The following is a 15,734-nucleotide window of genomic DNA, read 5'->3' on the forward strand; positions in this document are numbered from 1 at the left end:
AGGTCAAGAGAAAACGTCACCAGTGCGCCTGCCGATAATTCCATCCGTGCAGGTCAAGCGGCATGTGAGTATTCGTGGAGGATACCGTCGACCCGGTCTCGTCGGCGTATGCTCAAGTCCACAATCCGCTCGGGGATCCGTGATCGGGTCAGGGACGGTGCGTTGCGGAGCCGCTTGGCCCAGGGCTTGGTGGGCGCGGTGCCGGTTGTAGAACACTTCGTACTCGCGAAGAGCGTGCCGCAGGTGGTGTTCGTTCCACAGGAGGCAGCGGTTGAGGAATTCACGGCGACAAGACCGCACCCACCGCTCCATGACGGAATTCATGCGCGGCATCCGGATGCCGGTGAGTACGGTCTGGATACCCACGCCGGCGAGGCTTCCGTCCATGAGGGTGGGGAACTTCCCATCCCTGTCTCGGATCAGAAGGCGTGCTCGGCAGCCTGCGTCTTCCAGGTCCATCACGAGGTTCCTGATCGTCTGGATCACCCAGTCGGCGGTCGGGTGAGCAGTGGTGCCCAGTACGCGAGTGCGCCTGCTGCGTGCTCGATGACGGCCAGGATGTACCGACGTTGCCCGTTCAAGGTGACGGTCTCGATGAAATCGCAGGCGAGCAGAGCGTGGGCTTGGGAGCGCAGGAAGTCGGCCCATGTGGCGGTGCCCGCTAGGGTGGCTGCTCACGCACGCCCCGATCCTGTCACGGCGGGGGCGCCGAGCCCAGCCAGGCTGCAACGGCCACAGGCCGGGCCGGGAGATGCCGGCAGGCGCCCACCCGTTAGCGCGGGGATCGTCAGGAAGGCGGTCGCGTCTTCGCGGACGTCGAGTTGTCCGCTGCGAGTTGGGTTCGCACGCCGCGAGGCACATGCACGCCGTGATTGCGCAGGTTGCCGATGAATCGTGCGGCGAGTGGATCCGGTTCTGCGGACGTCACCGCCACCAGCTGTCTGACCCATCGTGGCGAGAACGATCGCACTGCGCCAGGAAAACCATCGCTGACCGCACTTACGGGGCACACTGCGATTCCCAGACCGGCGGCAGCGAGCTGCGGTGCCGCGGTGGTCACCGCTGTCCTCATGACGGGCTCCGGGCGGACCCCGGCGCGGGCGAACGAGCGATCGAGCCAGGCGCTGAGGCCGTTCTCCGGTGCGAAGTGAACCAGCGGCGCACCTTCAAGATCCTCCAAGGGCACAGCCGGCCGTGCGGCCAGTGGATGGCCGGTGGGTGCCGTCAGCACGATCTCTTCCTCGGCGACGGCGGTGGTCGTGAAGCGGCCGGGCACGGGAGCGGGCATCAGGGCCAGGTCGGCCTCGTCGGAGTCAATGAAGCCGTGGAGCTCGTCCGGCGACGTGGACTCACGCAGGGTGATCGCCACCTCCGGGTGGCGGCGATGCCACTCTCGAATGACCGGGGCGAGCACGGAGACCAGGCTCTGCGCACAAGCCAGCCGCAGCGACCCTCCGGTCGCTTCGCCGGCGGCACGAGCCGACCTCACCGCAGAGGCAGCCGCTTCAATCGCCCGTCTGGCATCCGCTACGGCGGCCCGCCCGGCGGGAGTGAGCCTGACCCCTCTGGGCTCGCGGCGGAGCAGGGTCGTTCCTGTTTCGCGCTCCAGCGTCGCGAGCTGATGAGAGACGGCAGGCTGCGACGAATGCAGCAGCCGCGCGGCCTGGGTGATCGACCCGGAGTCCGCGACCGCGACAAGACACTCCAGCGCCCGAAGAGAAGCCATTCAAAAACTATATGGCATGGGCCCGAAACATGAATATTTCCGAGGGAATGCCTTCAGGGCCATCGATTGCTCCACCTCACGACACCCTCTCGTCCAAGGCGAGCGAGGGGGCCCGCACTCGGAGAAGGAGAGTCTCATGGCGCAGGCGTTCGTCACGGGCGGTTCTGGGTTCATCGGCCAGGTGCTGGTACGGCGGCTCCTCGACGAGGGGCACTCGGTTCGTGTTCTGGTCAGAAGTGAGGCGTCGGCCGCAAGGGTGGCGGCGCTGGGCGCGGTGCCCGTCCGGGGCGAGTTGACCGACCCGGCCACGTGGCGGGACAGGGTGACGGGCAGTGACGTGGTGTTTCACCTCGCTGCCGAGACGGACGTCGCGGCCGACCGTGAGCGTCATGAGCTTGTTTCGGTTCGTGGCACCCAGGCAGCCGTCGATGCGTCCCGCTTCGCGCGGGTTCCTTGGTTCGTCCACTGCGGGAGCGAGGCTGCGCTCCTCGCCGGCGACCCGCTGGTGGACATCGACGAGACCGCGCCGCTGCGGCCGGATTCGGAAGCCGCCTACTGTGCGGTGAAGGCCGTTGCCGAGAAGATCGTGCTCGACGCGAACGCCCCGGATTTCGCCACGGTGTCGATCCGTCCGAGGTTCGTCTGGGGTCCCGGCAGCATCCTCATCGAAGGGCTGGTCGCGGCGGCGAAGGCGGGGCAGTTCGCCTGGATCGACGGAGGCCGGCACACGACCGACGTCACGTTCGTGGACAACGCCGTCGAGGGGCTCATGCTCGGATGGCAGCGGGGCCGGCCAGGCCAGGCCTACTTCATCACCGACCGGCGCCGCGTCACCCTGCGCGAGTTCATGGAGACCTTGTTCGCGATCTATGGCGTCGATGCGCCGATCCCCGACCTCGATGCGGAGACGGCGGATCGCGAGGTTCCGGTTCCCGTTCGATGGTTCCTCGGGCAGCCGTGCATCCTGCGGACGGACAAGGCCGCAGCCGAGCTCGGATACGAGCCCATTGTTCCGCATGCCGCCGGTCTCGACGCTGTCAGGGATTCGGTGGCACTCAGCGGTGTGTGAAGGCTTCACACCCGTTCAATCAGAAGGAGACTGAACTGAAGATTGTCACGATCGGAAGAGGAACGATCGGTGGCGGTCTGGCCGGCCTGTGGCAGGCCGCAGGACACGACGTCGAAGAGCTCGGCCGTGATGGTGGGGATGTGTCGGACGCGGACGTCGTCCCGGTGGCAGTGCAATGAACTTCGGATCGTTGTTCGGCGCAGTGCGCGAGCAGCGAGTACGGCCGAGCAATTGGTACATCGCCGACGAGGCCGCCCGCAAGATCACCGAGCGTCTCATCCGCGACGCCGGCTACGACCGCGTCGGGGACCTCTCCCGCGACTTCGAGAACGCGGTCTGGCTCCTCATGGGCGTGGCCCCGACAGGAGGTGTGTTCTATCGATTCGCGGTGCCCGGCGAGCTCTGATGAGCGCTCGCCCGTTCCATTCACCATCTGGAGGTTGATGTGTTCGAAGCAGTAAATTGGCCGGAGGCCATGGTCCCCAGCCGCTCCCCGATCCACTTCACCAACGAGCTCGAGGTCGCGGCGTCTCCCGAAACGGTCTGGTCCCTGCTGGTGGATCCCCAGGCCTGGCCCTGCTTCTATCCTGGCGTCGAGCATGTCCAGCTGCTCGACGGCCATGACGCGCTGCGCCTCGGCACGCGGTTCGAGACCAATCTGGCCGGCCAGGACGTCTTCGCGTCCGTGCAGGAGTTCGAGCCTGTGACGCGTATCGCCTGGGGCGGCCATCCCAAGGCCGCGGAAGCATCCCAGGCTTATCACGCTTGGATCATCACACCCACGCCGAAGGGGTGCCATCTCTGGACCGAAGAGACGATGCGGGGGCGGTTCTGGATCGAATTGGCGAAGAAGGCTCCCGACGTCTTCTGGCGCACGCACGAGGAACTTCTCGCAGCGCTCGCCAAGGTCGCGACCGAGCGCGGCGGCTCTCCCGCATGACATATTCGCTGAAGGACAAGGACGTTCTGATCGTGGGAGGCGGCTCGGACATCGCTGCCGCGCCGGCCACCGATCTCCTCCAGGAGGGTGCGCGAGTCACGCTCGCGGGCCGGGACGCCGGGAGGACGGCCGCCGCGGCGAAGGCCATCGGTGACACCGTCCGGGCCATCGCCCTCGATCTCTCAGCGAGGGTCGATCCGGGCGGCCGCGGATCAGGCCGCGACCGCCGGAGGGCTCGACCATCTCGTCAGCGTGGCCACGGCGCGGGCTTTTGGACCGGTCGCCTCCCTTGAACGTCGCGCGCTGCTCGCGGCCTTCGACGCCAAGGCCGTCGGTCCGATCCTGCTGGCCAAGCACTTCGCCCCGCTGATCGCCGAGGGAGGTTCGCTGCTGTTCTTCTCCGGTCTGGGGGCCTGGCGACCGGCACCGGGAGGCGTCGCGATGGCGGCCACCAACGGCAGCGTCACCACGCTCGTCTCCGCCCTCGCCGTCGAGCTGGCGCCCACCCGCGTCAACGTCATCTCCCCCGGCGTGATCACCACCGGCGCCTGGGACGCCGCGGTACCTGACAAACAACGACTGTTCCAGCACGTCGCGGCCACCACACCGGCCCGCCGCGTCGGACAGCCCTCCGACATCTCAACCGCCACCCGCGCGCTGCTGACCGACCCCTTCATAACCGGCGAGACCCTCCATGTCGACGGCGGGGGGCGCTGGGCCTGACCTCGGCACGCAAGACGAACAAGGAGAAGTGGATTATGTACGACAAAGTGAATTGGCCCAAGCAGTACGACCCGAAAGCTTCGGCCATCTACGCGCTCAACGACATTGACGTGAAGGCGCCGCCTGAAGTGGTGTGGAAGCTGCTCGTCGACGCCGAGAACTGGTCGAGCTACTTTCCCTCCGAAGATCAGGTCAAGATCCTGAGCGGCGAGTCCGAACTGGCGCTCGGAACCAGGTACAGCCGGGTGACGGTTGGATTCCCGATGAGTCTCAACGTGACGGAGTACGAGCCCTTCAGCAGGCTCGCGTGGGAGACGGTGGTCGACGGCGACGAGACCGGTTCAAGCGCGTACCACGGCTGGGTGATCACGCCCACGAATGACGGGTGTCACGTGCTGACCGAGGAAACGCAGCAGGGTCCCTTCTTCCTTGAGGAGCTCGGGCGCAAGCGGCCCGGTGCGCTCTACCGCTATCACCAGGACTGGGTCGAACGCCTCGCCCGCGCCGCAGAGGCGGAGGTGACGAATCCTGCTGGCTGACCCGGCTTCCACCCGGGCTCCAACCGGTCTTCCGGTGGACGACCTCCTGTCCGCCGGGTACGCGATGACCAGCAGCCGCTCAGTGATCATGCTTCGGCTGCGGCCCAGGCGGCGAGGAGCTCAAGTCCCACCCGCCTTACTCTCCAATACGGTGTTCGACCTGGGGCTTTTCGGCCCTCGCCGACCCCTGGTCGCATTGTTGATCCTTATCGGACCATCCGTGCGATCGCCCTCCAGCTCCATGCGGGGACATCGCATTCCCGCAGCCCAAGAACCGGGGCTGAAGCCGACCGCGGACCTCCCCGCCTTCTGCCACGCGGTGAGCAGCGGCGGGGCTCCGTCACGGTAAAGTTCGGATTTTCCTCAAGATGGACGGCACATGTGAGCAAGGCTGATGAGCTGATCGGTGCGGCGATGGAGGCACTTGGCCACGAGGATCAGGCGGGCTTCGACTCCGCCGCCGCCTTCCTGGCCGACCGGGACGACGCCGATCGCGTGCTGGTGGAGGTCGCGACCCGGGCGATCTCGGGATTGTGGCGGAACGGCTGGCAGCCCGCCGACGTGGTCAGGATCGCGGCCAGGCGGCTGACCGACTGGCACGGGCGGGCGGCGGCCGATCTCATCGCCTGGGAGATGCGCGCCTACGCGCCGGCCACGGTGGACGAGCGCTGGCGCGACCAACTCACCGGCCTGGAGGCCACGGTGTGGTGGAAGGGCGGCTACCTGGCGGCGCGGCAGGCGCGCGACGGGGCCGGCCGGTTGGTGACCGTCTCCGGTGTGCTGGAACTGCTGGGGTTGCTGACCGGGCTGCCCCGGCTGGAATCGTTGAGCCCGCCGCCCGGAGCCGCTCGCCGTACGGTCCAGGCACGCCCGCACACCGTCAGCGAGAAGACGCTGACGCGGGTACGGGCGCTGCTGGCCAAGGCGGAGTCGACGACGTACGCGGCGGAGGCGGAGACGTTCACGTCGGCGGCGCAGAGCTTGATGGCGAAGTACAGCATCGACGCGGCGATGCTGGACGCGCAGCCGGGCGGAGGCGAGGCCCCGGCGGGCATCCGGGTCAGCGTCGACGCGCCGTACGAACAGCCCAAGGCGGTGCTGCTCAACCTCATCGCCGAGGCCAACAGGTGCCGGGTGATCTGGTCGCAGGAGCTGGGGTTCGCCACGGTGCTGGGCTTCTGGGCAGATCTGTCCTGGGTGGAGATGCTGTTCACCTCACTGCTGGTGCAGGCGCAGACCGCGCTGGTGAACACGGGCACCAAGAAGCACGGCGCCGGCCGGTCGAGGAGCAGGACGTTCCGCCAGTCCTTCCTGTCGGCGTTCGCCTCCAGAATCGGGGAGCGGCTCGCCGAGGCCACGGCGGCCGCGGTCTCCCAGGAGAGCGCCAACCGAGGCACTGACCTGGTGCCGGTGCTGGCGGCTCGCGAACAGGAGGTGGAGCAGGCGGTCGAGCGTATGTTCCCGAACCTGGTCTCGCACAGGATCCGCACATCCTGGGACCGCGAGGGCTGGGCAGCCGGCCGCATCGCCGCCGACCAGGCCAGTCTCGGAACGCCAGACCGCTAGCGCCTTTCCCACAGGCATGGCGGCGATGCGCCGCGACACCCATACGAGACATGGGGCGGCTCTGCTCGTCGCTCAGGCACCCGCCGCCTCTGCCGCCGACACCGTCGCCGACCTCGGTGTCACCTCCGACAGGGGCGGCGACGTGGTGGGACAGAGCGGCAAGATCTTCGTCGCCGCCGACGATCGGATCGTGGTCACCAAGAGCGACGGCACGCTCATCGAGCTCGCCGCCTACCCGTGCCCGTCCACGCTGGCCCAGTCGTACGAGCGGCTGTGGGTCGGATACGGGTGCGGCTTGTCAGCGGCCACCGCGTCCGGCCGGGTGCGCGGACGGCCGATGCACAGGCGGATCTTGATGCGCTCCAGCACAGCGCGACACTGAGGGCCGGCTCCGGCTTGGCCGGCGGTCAGGACGAACGACAGCGGGCGGCAGCGACTGTCGACCGAAACCGCGCTTGGGCTTGGGTTGCCACATCGGGATGAGGATCCTCGGCGAGAATCCGCAAGACGGTTTCCGGGGTGGTGGGCCATGTGGCCAGCCACCACCGCACGTTGACCGAGCGATCACGGGCAAGGCGTTGCAGTTCGTCATGAGGGAGCTTTCCTGACTGCACTGCGGCCGAGCGCACGGCTGCGGACTTGTCGTTCGCGAGAAGTCGGTGTTGATCGATCGTGGTGAGTGGATTCTGAGTCGCACCGACGCGGACCTTGGGATCGGCGTCGGCCAGCAGAATGGCGAGAGTTTCCGGGTCATCGGTGTGCGCCGCCAGGCCCGCTCGAACGTGTGGAGAGCGGTCCCCCGCAAGTACCGCTTCGGTCTCGTCATCCAATCCTCGCCTCTCAGCGAGCAGCCGGCGCAGATCCTCATCCGTGGACCGGCAGATGGCATGGTTGACCTCGACATCGGCGGCCGGATGGTCCGGCAGTGACCATCGGACCGACCAGTGAGGATCTTCCACCAGGATCATCAGAACTGTAGACGGACAGGCCGGATTCTCGACGAGGATCTGGCGGGTCTTGAGATCCGGATCCCTGGCGAGTGCACCCAGCAATCCGTCCGGCGCGTCACTCCGACCCGCCAGGGCACGCCTGACCGTGCGGGAGGAGTCTGCGGCCATGGCTTCGAGAACCGCTGGGAGTGTGGTGGGATCGCCTGCCACGGCCAATCGGACCCTGACCTTCTTGTCACGTGCGCGTACTTCGAAGTCGGCCTTGCCCGTTCCGCTATCTGTCTCCGAAGCCCTTGATCCATGCTGCACCGTTCGGTCCTTCCTCGAACGAACAGCATCATCGCAGCCGTCACTGACCGCCGCCAGAGCCGACGTCGCAGCTCCGTGCCGCAGGTCGGGCAATCGCATCGGCCGCGACCTGCTCGCACGCACGCACCAGCTTGTGGAAGCGAGGGATCAGGGTCAGCGTGCGGTGACGCGGAAGGAGTCCCGCATCTCGGGCGGCCACAGGGCCCAGGCCAGGGTCGCGAGAAGGAGGCCATGGACGACTTGTTCGGCGCGGAACCAGACCGGGATGACACCGGGGAGGGCGACCTTGACCGCGACCAGGGCGCAGGCGGCGACGGCTCCTCACCAAACTTCGCGCCTCAACGCGAGTGGCGTCCTCGACGACCGCTGGCACATAGGCGCGCCCCGGATCCCGAAGAAGTCGCACACAGCGGGGCGCCTGCCTGACCGCGCAGGAATGCGACCCAGGACGGCGGGGCCATGCCCCTACGTGAACGCCCGCTCGGGAGATGGCAGCGACCGCATGGCCCATTCGTCCGACCATGAAGTCAGATCACGACGGGTGGACTAGATACCTACCGGTCGGTATCTTCGCGAGCATGACGCTGGAACGCCTCACTTGGCGGACACTCGAGCCGTTGCACGGCATGATCTACTTCTCCCCCGAGGCGGATGCCGCGTACAAGCAGCTCGGACTGACCGGACGGATGGGATACTTCGCATCCCGGGCGGCCGCACTCGGCCCGGTTACCGCGGAGGCGGTGATCGCCACCTTCTACAACTTCAACCCACAGGTGGTACGTCAGGCGATACCGGCCGCATGGCACATCGCCTCCCCCGCCGACATTCTGGACGCCCGGTTCAACGCAGCCGATGCGACATTGCGCCGCGTGCTCGGCGACGCAGTCGACTCACCGGAGATGTCCCATGCCGCCGCGCTGGCCCGAGAGGCGGCCGAGGCGATCTCAGGGGAACTGAGCGGACGGCCTCTGTACGCCGCGCACGCCGCACTGCCCTGGCCTGCCGCTCCGCACCTGATTCTCTGGCATGCCCAGACCTTGCTGCGCGAGTTTCGCGGTGACGGCCATCTGGCCGCCCTGTTGGCCGCCGGGCTCAGTGGCATCGAAGCCCTCGTCTCCCACGCCGCCACCGGCGACGTCCCGGCCGAGACACTCCGGGTCACCCGCGGCTGGACCGAGACCGACTGGGCGGCCGCCGTGGACAGGCTGGAGAAGCGCGGCTGGCTCCGTGACGGCTCATTGACCGCACAGGGCCGCAGGGAACGTGAGGTGATCGAAGAGGCGACCGACCGGATGGCCCGAGCCCCCTACGCCGCACTCGGCGACGATCGCTGCCAAGAACTGCGCCTTCTGGTACGTCCCTGGAGCAAACAAGTGGTGGCCCAGCTCATGCCCTGGGCGGCCGACAACACCGGGAACCTTGGGACACCACGAACGGGCTGATCTCATATCCGCGCACGGGGCATCGCCACAGGAGCATCGTGGGGCCCCTCGCCCTACTGCCGCATGAAGGTTGTCGGCCACTGTCGCAGTGAGGCGGTTCAGTTTCCGTACTCGGGGGAGTCGGGAACGATGTGAATGGCCGACTCCTCCGCCGAGACGGCGCCCAGGTCCAGGCCTGCGTCGCGGGCCCAGTAATCCGACCGGCTGTCGATCTCGGCTTCCCATTCCACGAGTTGACCGGCCTGGGCGTCGCCCACCTGGTCGTCGATCAGTTCGCCGTCGGTGTCGGAGGTGTCGCCGAGTCCGTCCGTCTCGTCCTGTACCGGCTCGGGTTGCTCACGTGCGAGGCGATGGGACAGGTCCTCCCGTGACCTCATTTCGTTCCAGGTGATGCCCCAGGCCGTGCTGCCCAGCGGCCGGTCAGGGGGGAAGTATCCGTCTTCTGTGTCGCCGGTCACCTCGTCGTCGAGGCTTTCCTCCGGGGAGAGCAGCTGGAAGTCGTCGCTCTCGTCGGGTGTCAGGTCGTCGAAGGTGGTCATCGCGTTCCTCCTCGGTGCGATCTCGCGGGTACCGGTCGCGGGTGACCGGCCCACCGGGGGCAGGCCCCGATGATGTCGTCGTCCGACAGGGCAGGTGCTGATCGCCGGTCAGTCGAGGAACTCGGCCAACTCGGCCGCGACACTTTCCATCGACGCGGCGCCGATGATCGTCTTGACCACCTCGCCGTCACGGTAGACGTTCAGCATCGGGATGGACGTGACCCCGTAGCGTTCCGCCATCCGAGGGTTCTCCTCGATGTCGAGCTTGAGCACGTCGATCCTGGTCGCGTACGCCGCCTGAAGCTTCTCCAGTTCGGGAGCCATCTGGCGGCACGGGCCGCACCACTTGGCCCAGAAGTCCACCACGACGATCCCGTCCTTGCCGAGGACGTCCGCCTCGAACGATTCGTCCGTCACGCTCTTCAATGTGCCTGCCATGGCTTCCTCTCCCCCACCGTTGGCCGGCCAGCCTCGCACGTCAGTGTCTACCGCGCGTCTACTCCGCATCGCCGGCCTCCGCTTCCGCGTGCTCTTCGTCCAAAGAGGACTAATTAGTCCTTTTCAATGAGACCGGGTAACCTCCATGGAGAACAAGAAGTGGTCCCTGACGAGCCCGATCGGCTTGCGACCGACCGCGACTCGGATACCACGCCGCCTCTTATCATGGACGGTCAAGTCCCGTTGTCTTTGAACACCGTGTTCTCCTTGCTAGGCCCTGTACGTCTCCGCAAGGGCTCGGTCGAGCTCTCGGCCGGTCAGCCCAGGCAGTGTGCGGTGGCGACCTCCCTGCTGCTCCGCGGAGGGACTCCCGCCAGCATGTCGGCGCTCGTCGACGACGTCTGGGGGGACGACCCCCCGTCGTCTGCCCTCGGGTCGATCCGCACCTACGTGTACCGGCTGCGCCGCACCCTGCACTCGGTGGACGCGGGACACATCCGGCTGTCGGAAGGCGGGTACTCCCTGCACGTCGACCCGGACGCGCTCGATGTCAACCGATTCGAAGGCATCCTGGCCCGGGCGCGGGCCGCACAGGTCGCCGGCGATCCCGCGCGGGGGTCGGCGTACTACGCGGAGGGGCTGGCGTTGTGGAGGGGCGCGGCGCTGGCAGGCGTGCCGGGGCCGTACGCCGACGTCCAGCGCACACGCCTCGAGGAACTACGGCTGGCCTCCATCGAGGGGCGGTTGACGTGCGACCTGGAGCGCGGGTTGTACGCGGACACGGCAGCGGATCTGACGGCGCTCGTGGCCGAGCATCCACTGCGGGAACGATTCAGCGAACTCCTCATGATCGCCCTGTACGGCTCGGGCCGCCAGGCGGAGGCTCTTGGCGTGTACCACACGATCAGCCACGCCCTCCGGGAGAACCTCGGCGTCAGCCCGTCGACCGAACTGCGAAAAGCGCACGAACTCATCCTCAGGGAGGAACTCACCCTGCCTCGCCCACGCGTGGCCCTCTCTCCCAGCGCCCCTCTGGACCAGCTGCCCGCGGAGCTTCCGCACTTCGTCGGGCGGGACGCGGAGTTCGAGCGCGTCCGGCAACTGGTCGACAGCGACGATCGAACGTCTTCTGCGCTCACCGTCGTGGTCGGCGGGATGGCCGGCGGGGGGAAGACGGCGTTCGCGATCCGGCTGGCTCACCGTCTGGCAGACCGGTTCCCCGACGGGCAGCTCTTCGCGGACCTGCACGGTTTCGGCCCTGGGCAGGCGAGAGAACCGGCTGACGTGCTGGCGGACTTCCTGCGCGCACTCGGCGTGGCGGCTGACCAGATCCCGGCGGGCGCGCCTGGGCGGGCGGTCATGTTCCGCGGCATCCTGGCCGAGCGCCGGATCGCCGTGGTGCTCGACAACGTGGGCAGCTCCGAACAGGCACGGGACCTGCTGCCAGGGAAGGGCGGTTCCATGGCGATCGTCACCAGTCGTCATGAACTGCCCGGCTTGCTGGTGACGCATCAAGCGACGCCCATCACGCTCGGGCCGCTGAGCACGCAGGAGTCCAAGCGGTTCCTCGCCGGCTTGTTCGGTGCCCGGGCCGCGGCCGAGCCTTCCGCGATCGCGGACATCGCCGGGCTGTGCGAGGGACTGCCCCTCGCCCTGTCCGTCGTCGGAGCCAGGGCGAGCTACCGGCCGACCACGCCGGTCGCGTACCTGGCCGCCGACATCCGCTCCAGGAGGCGACCGCTCGATGCGTTCGCCTGCGAGGACGACCACAGCCTCGACGTCCGCGCGGCCCTTTCCTGGTCGGTCAGGACACTCAGCCCCGATTGCGCGAGGTTCCTGTACGCGCTGAGCGGTCGTCCGGGGGACGATCTCACCGCCGAGAACGTCGCGGCGATGCTGCGATGGCCCGTCAGCACCGTGGAAGCGGCTCTGAGCAGGCTCGTACGCGTTCATCTGCTCCGTGAGAGCGAACCCGGCCACTACGCCATGAGCGGTCTGGTACGGGCCTACGCCGCCGAGCTCTTCCAGCCGGAAGCCGCTCCCTCGCAGGCGGACGGGCTTTCGCATCCCGTCCTGGAACGGCACGGCACGGCGTCGTGACCGCCCGTCCGTCACGGGCGTCGACCGGTTGTAGACGGAGCGTAGAGACCGTGATGGCAGCGTCGGATTCAGGAGTCCTCGACAAGAAGAAAGAGGACGGACCTTTCAGGGGGATCTCATGGACATGGACTTCCAGGGCCAGAAGCTGGTGGTCATCGGTGGCGCGAGCGGAATGGGGCGGGCGGTCGCCTCGGGTGTCCTCGCACGAGGGGCGAGCGTCGTGGTCCTGGGCCGCGCGGGCACGAAGCTGGACGACGCCACCGCCGAGCTGGCGAAGAGCGGCCCTGCCACGTCGATCGCCGTCGATCTCGCCGACCAGGCCCAGGTCGACGAGGCCAGCAAGCGGCTCGCCGGAGAGCACGAGGACGCGACGTTGCTCGTCAACGCCGCCGGCTTCTACCTGCCCAAGCCGTTCCTCGACCATGACAGGGCAGACTACGACGCCTACCACGACATCAACCGCGCACTGTTCTTCCTGACCCAGACCGTGGTACGGGGCATGGTCGCTGGCGGCCGGGGCGGGGCGATCGTCAACATCGGCAGCATGTGGGCACACCAGGCGATCGCGGCGACCCCGTCGACGGCGTACTCGATGGCGAAGGCCGGCCTGCACGCCCTCACCCACAATCTGGCCATCGAGCTGGCCGGTGACGGCATCAGGGTGAACGCCGTCGCGCCCGCCGTCACGGCGACGCCGCTGTTCGAGAAGGTCTTCCCGCAGGATCAACTCGAGGAGTCGCTGCGCGGTCTCGGCGCCCTTCACCCGCTGGGCCGGGCGGGCACACCGCAAGAGGTGGCGGACGCCATCGTCTTCCTGCTCTCGCCCGCCTCCAGCTGGACCACCGGGGCCATTCTGAACGTGGACGGCGGCGTCATGGCGGGCCGGAACTAGTCGCCGGACCGGGCGCACGAACGGTGTGTGCACGTGGCAGGGGGCCGGCCGATGGTCCACCGGCGCACGCACCGTCGGCACCGTCGGAATAGGCCAACTCCCTCCACCGTTAAAGGACTGAATGGTCCAGCTATAGAGAGAAGCAGCGCCGTTCAGCGCGGCGCCAGATATCCGAGGGACGAAGATGTCGCAGCCCTATCGCAAGGACCCAAAGGCTGTCGCCCGGCTGACCCCCGAGCAGTACCGGGTGACCCAGGAGAACGGAACGGAATCCCGGTTCAGGAACGAGTTCTGGAAGCACAAGGAGGCCGGTCTGTACGTCGACGTGGTGTCCGGCGAGCCGCTGTTCACCTCGATGGACAAGTACGACAGCGGGTGCGGCTGGCCCAGCTTCACCGCGCCGGTCGAGTCCGGCAACGTGGTCGAGAGCACGGACACGAGCCACGGCATGATCCGCACCGAGGTTCGGTCGAAGCACGGCGACAGCCACCTGGGCCACGTCTTCGACGACGGCCCCGCCGCCGCCGGCGGGCTGCGCTACTGCATAAACTCGGCGGCCCTGCGGTTCGTCCCCGTCGGCGACCTGGAGCGCGAGGGTTACGGGGAGTACCGCAAGCTGTTCGACAACACCGACGAAGGAGCATGACGATGACCGCGACGCAGAAGGCGATCCTCGCCGGGGGCTGCTTCTGGGGGATGCAGGACCTGGTCCGCAAGCTCCCCGGAGTGCTCTCCACGCGGGTCGGCTACACGGGCGGCGACGTGCCGAACGCGACCTACCGCGACCACGGCACCCACGCCGAGGCCATCGAGATCGTCTACGACCCCACCGCGACCACGTACCGCGACCTGCTGGAGTTCTTCTTCCAGATCCACGACCCCAGCACCGTCAACCGCCAGGGCAACGACATCGGCACCAGCTACCGTTCGGCGATCTTCTACGTCGACGAGGAGCAGAAGCGCGTCGCCGAGGACACCATCGCCGACGTGGACGCCTCGGGCCTGTGGCCCGGCAAGGTCGTCACCGAGGTGAGCCCCGCCGGGCCGTTCTGGGAGGCCGAGCCGGAGCACCAGGACTACCTGGAGCGCTACCCCGACGGTTACACCTGCCACTTCGTCCGTCCCGGCTGGAAGCTCCCCCGCCGCGGCGTGCAGGCCGCCGGCTGACGCAGCATTTCCGCACGCGCACGCCGAGGCGTGCGCGTGCGCTCCCCCAGGGACGGCGCCCCCGATCATCCACGCACACGTCGGACCCACAGCAGAAACGTGCCATCAGGACGCGATGCTTCGCGTCCCGGAACGGAGCCGATCATGAGTGAGATCCTGACGAAGCTGTCCGCCCAGGGGGTGTCCATCTGGCTGGACACCATCAGCCGGGAGCGCCTGCGCAGCGGCAACCTCGCCGCGCTGGTCCGCGACAGGAACGTGGTGGGGGTCACGTCCAACCCGACCATCTTCGCGGCGGCGCTGAGCGAGGGCGACGCCTACGACGAGCAGCTGCACGACCTGCGGGTGCGCGGTGTCGGCGTGGGCGAGGCCCTCCGCGCCATCACCACGTACGACATCCGCTGGGCCTGTGACGTGCTGCGTCCCGTCCACGACGCGACCGGCGGCGTCGACGGACGCGTGTCGATCGAGGTCGACCCGCACCTGGCCAAGGACACCGGGTCGACCGTCGCCGAGGCCCGCGCGCTGTGGTGGCTGGTCGATCGTCCCAACCTGTTCATCAAGATCCCGGCGACGGTCGAGGGGCTGCCCGCGATCACGGCCGCCCTGGCCGAGGGCATCAGCGTCAACGTGACGCTGATCTTCTCGTTGGAGCGCTACCTCGCCGTCCTGGACGCCTGGCTGTCCGGGCTGGAGGCCGCGAAGGCCAAGGGCCTCGACCTGTCCAGGATCGCCTCGGTCGGGTCGTTCTTCGTGAGCCGGGTCGACACCGAGGTGGACAGGCGCCTCGAAGCGGTCGGCGCCGAGGGCCTCGCCGGCAGGGCCGGCGTGGCCAACGCGCGGCTGGCGCACGCGGTGTTCGACGAGGTCATGCGGAGCCCGCGATGGCAGGCGCTCGGCGCCGCAGGAGCGCGGCCGCAGCGTCCGCTGTGGGCCTCCACCGGGACGAAGAACCCCGCCTACTCCCCGACGCTCTACGTCGACGACCTGATCACGGCGGGCGTCGTCAACACCATGCCGGAGAAGACCCTCGACGCCGCCGCGGCGCAGGCCACGGTCGACGGCGACACGGTCCGTCCCTTCTACAAGGACGCCATGAAGACCATGGCCGCCCTCGAACAGGCCGGCATCGACTACGCCGACGTGGTCAGGGTGCTGGAGGAGGAGGGAGTGGCGAAGTTCCAGGCGTCCTGGAACGAGGTGATCGACACCGTGTCCGTCGCGCTCGACAAGGCGTGAGGGCAGGCCGCACGGCCCGCCGCGGACCGAATCCCGCACTGACCGCTTCGGGCGATGGTCGAACCATCGCCTTCACCAAGACTTCTGCGATGCCG

18 protein-coding genes are annotated in these 15,734 nt (G+C 68.1%); 13 read left to right on the plus strand and 5 right to left on the minus strand.

What is annotated here, in order from left to right:
- Positions 1 to 3 precede the first annotated feature (3 nt).
- Positions 4 to 861, minus strand: a complete 858-nt coding sequence (locus BLR04_RS42665) for an integrase core domain-containing protein (protein ID WP_425413417.1) — start codon at positions 859 to 861, stop codon at positions 4 to 6.
- A complete protein-coding gene (locus BLR04_RS00695; RefSeq protein WP_090758462.1) occupies positions 788 to 1,726 on the minus strand; it encodes a LysR family transcriptional regulator in 939 nt (312 codons plus the stop codon). The genes BLR04_RS42665 and BLR04_RS00695 overlap by 74 nt, the downstream gene beginning before the upstream one ends.
- Positions 1,727 to 1,862: 136 nt before the next feature.
- Here BLR04_RS00695 and BLR04_RS00700 point away from each other — a divergent pair, with 136 nt between their 5' ends.
- From BLR04_RS00700 to BLR04_RS42670, 7 genes are all read left to right on the plus strand, one after another.
- Positions 1,863 to 2,795, plus strand: coding sequence for an NAD-dependent epimerase/dehydratase family protein (locus tag BLR04_RS00700; RefSeq protein ID WP_090758463.1), 933 nt, complete (start codon positions 1,863 to 1,865; stop codon positions 2,793 to 2,795).
- A gap of 175 nt (positions 2,796 to 2,970) precedes the next feature.
- Positions 2,971 to 3,201 carry a hypothetical protein gene (locus BLR04_RS41180; protein WP_218128671.1) on the plus strand — a complete coding sequence of 77 codons (231 nt, stop codon included), beginning with the start codon at positions 2,971 to 2,973 and terminating at the stop codon, positions 3,199 to 3,201.
- 39 nt (positions 3,202 to 3,240) lie between these two features.
- Entirely contained in the window at positions 3,241 to 3,735 is a 495-nt protein-coding gene (locus BLR04_RS00710) for an SRPBCC domain-containing protein (RefSeq protein WP_090758465.1), read from the plus strand.
- Positions 3,736 to 3,885: 150 nt separating this feature from the next.
- Positions 3,886 to 4,458, plus strand: a complete 573-nt coding sequence (locus BLR04_RS00715; protein ID WP_218128672.1) for an SDR family oxidoreductase — start codon at positions 3,886 to 3,888, stop codon at positions 4,456 to 4,458.
- Between the two features lie 35 nt (positions 4,459 to 4,493).
- Positions 4,494 to 4,997 (plus strand): SRPBCC domain-containing protein, encoded by a 504-nt coding sequence (locus tag BLR04_RS00720; protein ID WP_090758467.1) that lies wholly within the window; start codon positions 4,494 to 4,496, stop codon positions 4,995 to 4,997.
- A gap of 381 nt (positions 4,998 to 5,378) precedes the next feature.
- The gene (locus BLR04_RS00725) at positions 5,379 to 6,563 is read left to right on the plus strand and encodes a DUF2786 domain-containing protein (protein ID WP_090758469.1); all 1,185 of its coding nucleotides are present in this window, start codon (positions 5,379 to 5,381) and stop codon (positions 6,561 to 6,563) included.
- Positions 6,564 to 6,579: 16 nt separating this feature from the next.
- Entirely contained in the window at positions 6,580 to 6,945 is a 366-nt protein-coding gene (locus tag BLR04_RS42670; protein WP_090758471.1) for a hypothetical protein, read from the plus strand.
- 25 nt (positions 6,946 to 6,970) lie between these two features.
- On the opposite strand, the gene BLR04_RS00735 is transcribed toward BLR04_RS42670, so the two are convergent.
- Positions 6,971 to 7,921 (minus strand): hypothetical protein, encoded by a 951-nt coding sequence (locus BLR04_RS00735; RefSeq protein ID WP_090758473.1) that lies wholly within the window; start codon positions 7,919 to 7,921, stop codon positions 6,971 to 6,973.
- Between the two features lie 479 nt (positions 7,922 to 8,400).
- Between BLR04_RS00735 and BLR04_RS00740 the strand changes: the two genes are divergently transcribed.
- Positions 8,401 to 9,264, plus strand: coding sequence for an SCO6745 family protein (locus BLR04_RS00740; RefSeq protein WP_090759453.1), 864 nt, complete (start codon positions 8,401 to 8,403; stop codon positions 9,262 to 9,264).
- A gap of 98 nt (positions 9,265 to 9,362) precedes the next feature.
- Here the strand turns inward: BLR04_RS00740 and BLR04_RS00745 are convergent, their stop codons facing one another.
- Positions 9,363 to 9,803, minus strand: coding sequence for a DUF5709 domain-containing protein (locus tag BLR04_RS00745; protein ID WP_090758475.1), 441 nt, complete (start codon positions 9,801 to 9,803; stop codon positions 9,363 to 9,365).
- Between the two features lie 108 nt (positions 9,804 to 9,911).
- Entirely contained in the window at positions 9,912 to 10,241 is a 330-nt protein-coding gene (trxA, locus tag BLR04_RS00750) for a thioredoxin (protein WP_090758477.1), read from the minus strand.
- Between the two features lie 336 nt (positions 10,242 to 10,577).
- Between trxA and BLR04_RS00755 the strand changes: the two genes are divergently transcribed.
- The 5 genes from BLR04_RS00755 to tal all read left to right on the plus strand — a co-directional run bounded on the left by BLR04_RS00755 (position 10,578) and on the right by tal (position 15,639).
- Positions 10,578 to 12,341 (plus strand): AfsR/SARP family transcriptional regulator, encoded by a 1,764-nt coding sequence (locus tag BLR04_RS00755; protein ID WP_218128673.1) that lies wholly within the window; start codon positions 10,578 to 10,580, stop codon positions 12,339 to 12,341.
- Between the two features lie 118 nt (positions 12,342 to 12,459).
- Positions 12,460 to 13,233 carry an SDR family NAD(P)-dependent oxidoreductase gene (locus BLR04_RS00760; protein ID WP_090758479.1) on the plus strand — a complete coding sequence of 258 codons (774 nt, stop codon included), beginning with the start codon at positions 12,460 to 12,462 and terminating at the stop codon, positions 13,231 to 13,233.
- 184 nt (positions 13,234 to 13,417) lie between these two features.
- Complete coding sequence (msrB, locus tag BLR04_RS00765) at positions 13,418 to 13,879, plus strand: peptide-methionine (R)-S-oxide reductase MsrB (RefSeq protein WP_090758481.1); 462 nt, start codon at positions 13,418 to 13,420, stop codon at positions 13,877 to 13,879.
- Between the two features lie 2 nt (positions 13,880 to 13,881).
- Positions 13,882 to 14,400 carry a peptide-methionine (S)-S-oxide reductase MsrA gene (gene msrA / locus BLR04_RS00770; RefSeq protein WP_090758484.1) on the plus strand — a complete coding sequence of 173 codons (519 nt, stop codon included), beginning with the start codon at positions 13,882 to 13,884 and terminating at the stop codon, positions 14,398 to 14,400.
- 144 nt (positions 14,401 to 14,544) lie between these two features.
- Complete coding sequence (gene tal, locus BLR04_RS00775) at positions 14,545 to 15,639, plus strand: transaldolase (protein WP_090758486.1); 1,095 nt, start codon at positions 14,545 to 14,547, stop codon at positions 15,637 to 15,639.
- Positions 15,640 to 15,734: the final 95 nt, after the last annotated feature.

The organism is Nonomuraea maritima, from assembly GCF_900100395.1.
GTDB lineage: Bacteria > Actinomycetota > Actinomycetes > Streptosporangiales > Streptosporangiaceae > Nonomuraea > Nonomuraea maritima.

Bases quoted from the DNA above. Each gene is read 5' to 3' on its own strand.
- BLR04_RS42665 (WP_425413417.1), bottom strand. From the start codon at position 861: ATGTGCCTCGCGGCGTGCGAACCCAACTCGCAGCGGACAACTCGACGT.
- BLR04_RS00695 (WP_090758462.1), bottom strand. From the start codon at position 1,726: ATGGCTTCTCTTCGGGCGCTGGAGTGTCTTGTCGCGGTCGCGGACTCC.
- BLR04_RS00700 (WP_090758463.1), top strand. From the start codon at position 1,863: ATGGCGCAGGCGTTCGTCACGGGCGGTTCTGGGTTCATCGGCCAGGTG.
- BLR04_RS41180 (WP_218128671.1), top strand. From the start codon at position 2,971: ATGAACTTCGGATCGTTGTTCGGCGCAGTGCGCGAGCAGCGAGTACGG.
- BLR04_RS00720 (WP_090758467.1), top strand. From the start codon at position 4,494: ATGTACGACAAAGTGAATTGGCCCAAGCAGTACGACCCGAAAGCTTCG.
- BLR04_RS42670 (WP_090758471.1), top strand. From the start codon at position 6,580: ATGGCGGCGATGCGCCGCGACACCCATACGAGACATGGGGCGGCTCTG.
- BLR04_RS00735 (WP_090758473.1), bottom strand. From the start codon at position 7,921: ATGCGATTGCCCGACCTGCGGCACGGAGCTGCGACGTCGGCTCTGGCG.
- BLR04_RS00740 (WP_090759453.1), top strand. From the start codon at position 8,401: ATGACGCTGGAACGCCTCACTTGGCGGACACTCGAGCCGTTGCACGGC.
- BLR04_RS00745 (WP_090758475.1), bottom strand. From the start codon at position 9,803: ATGACCACCTTCGACGACCTGACACCCGACGAGAGCGACGACTTCCAG.
- trxA (WP_090758477.1), bottom strand. From the start codon at position 10,241: ATGGCAGGCACATTGAAGAGCGTGACGGACGAATCGTTCGAGGCGGAC.
- BLR04_RS00760 (WP_090758479.1), top strand. From the start codon at position 12,460: ATGGACATGGACTTCCAGGGCCAGAAGCTGGTGGTCATCGGTGGCGCG.
- msrB (WP_090758481.1), top strand. From the start codon at position 13,418: ATGTCGCAGCCCTATCGCAAGGACCCAAAGGCTGTCGCCCGGCTGACC.
- msrA (WP_090758484.1), top strand. From the start codon at position 13,882: ATGACCGCGACGCAGAAGGCGATCCTCGCCGGGGGCTGCTTCTGGGGG.
- tal (WP_090758486.1), top strand. From the start codon at position 14,545: ATGAGTGAGATCCTGACGAAGCTGTCCGCCCAGGGGGTGTCCATCTGG.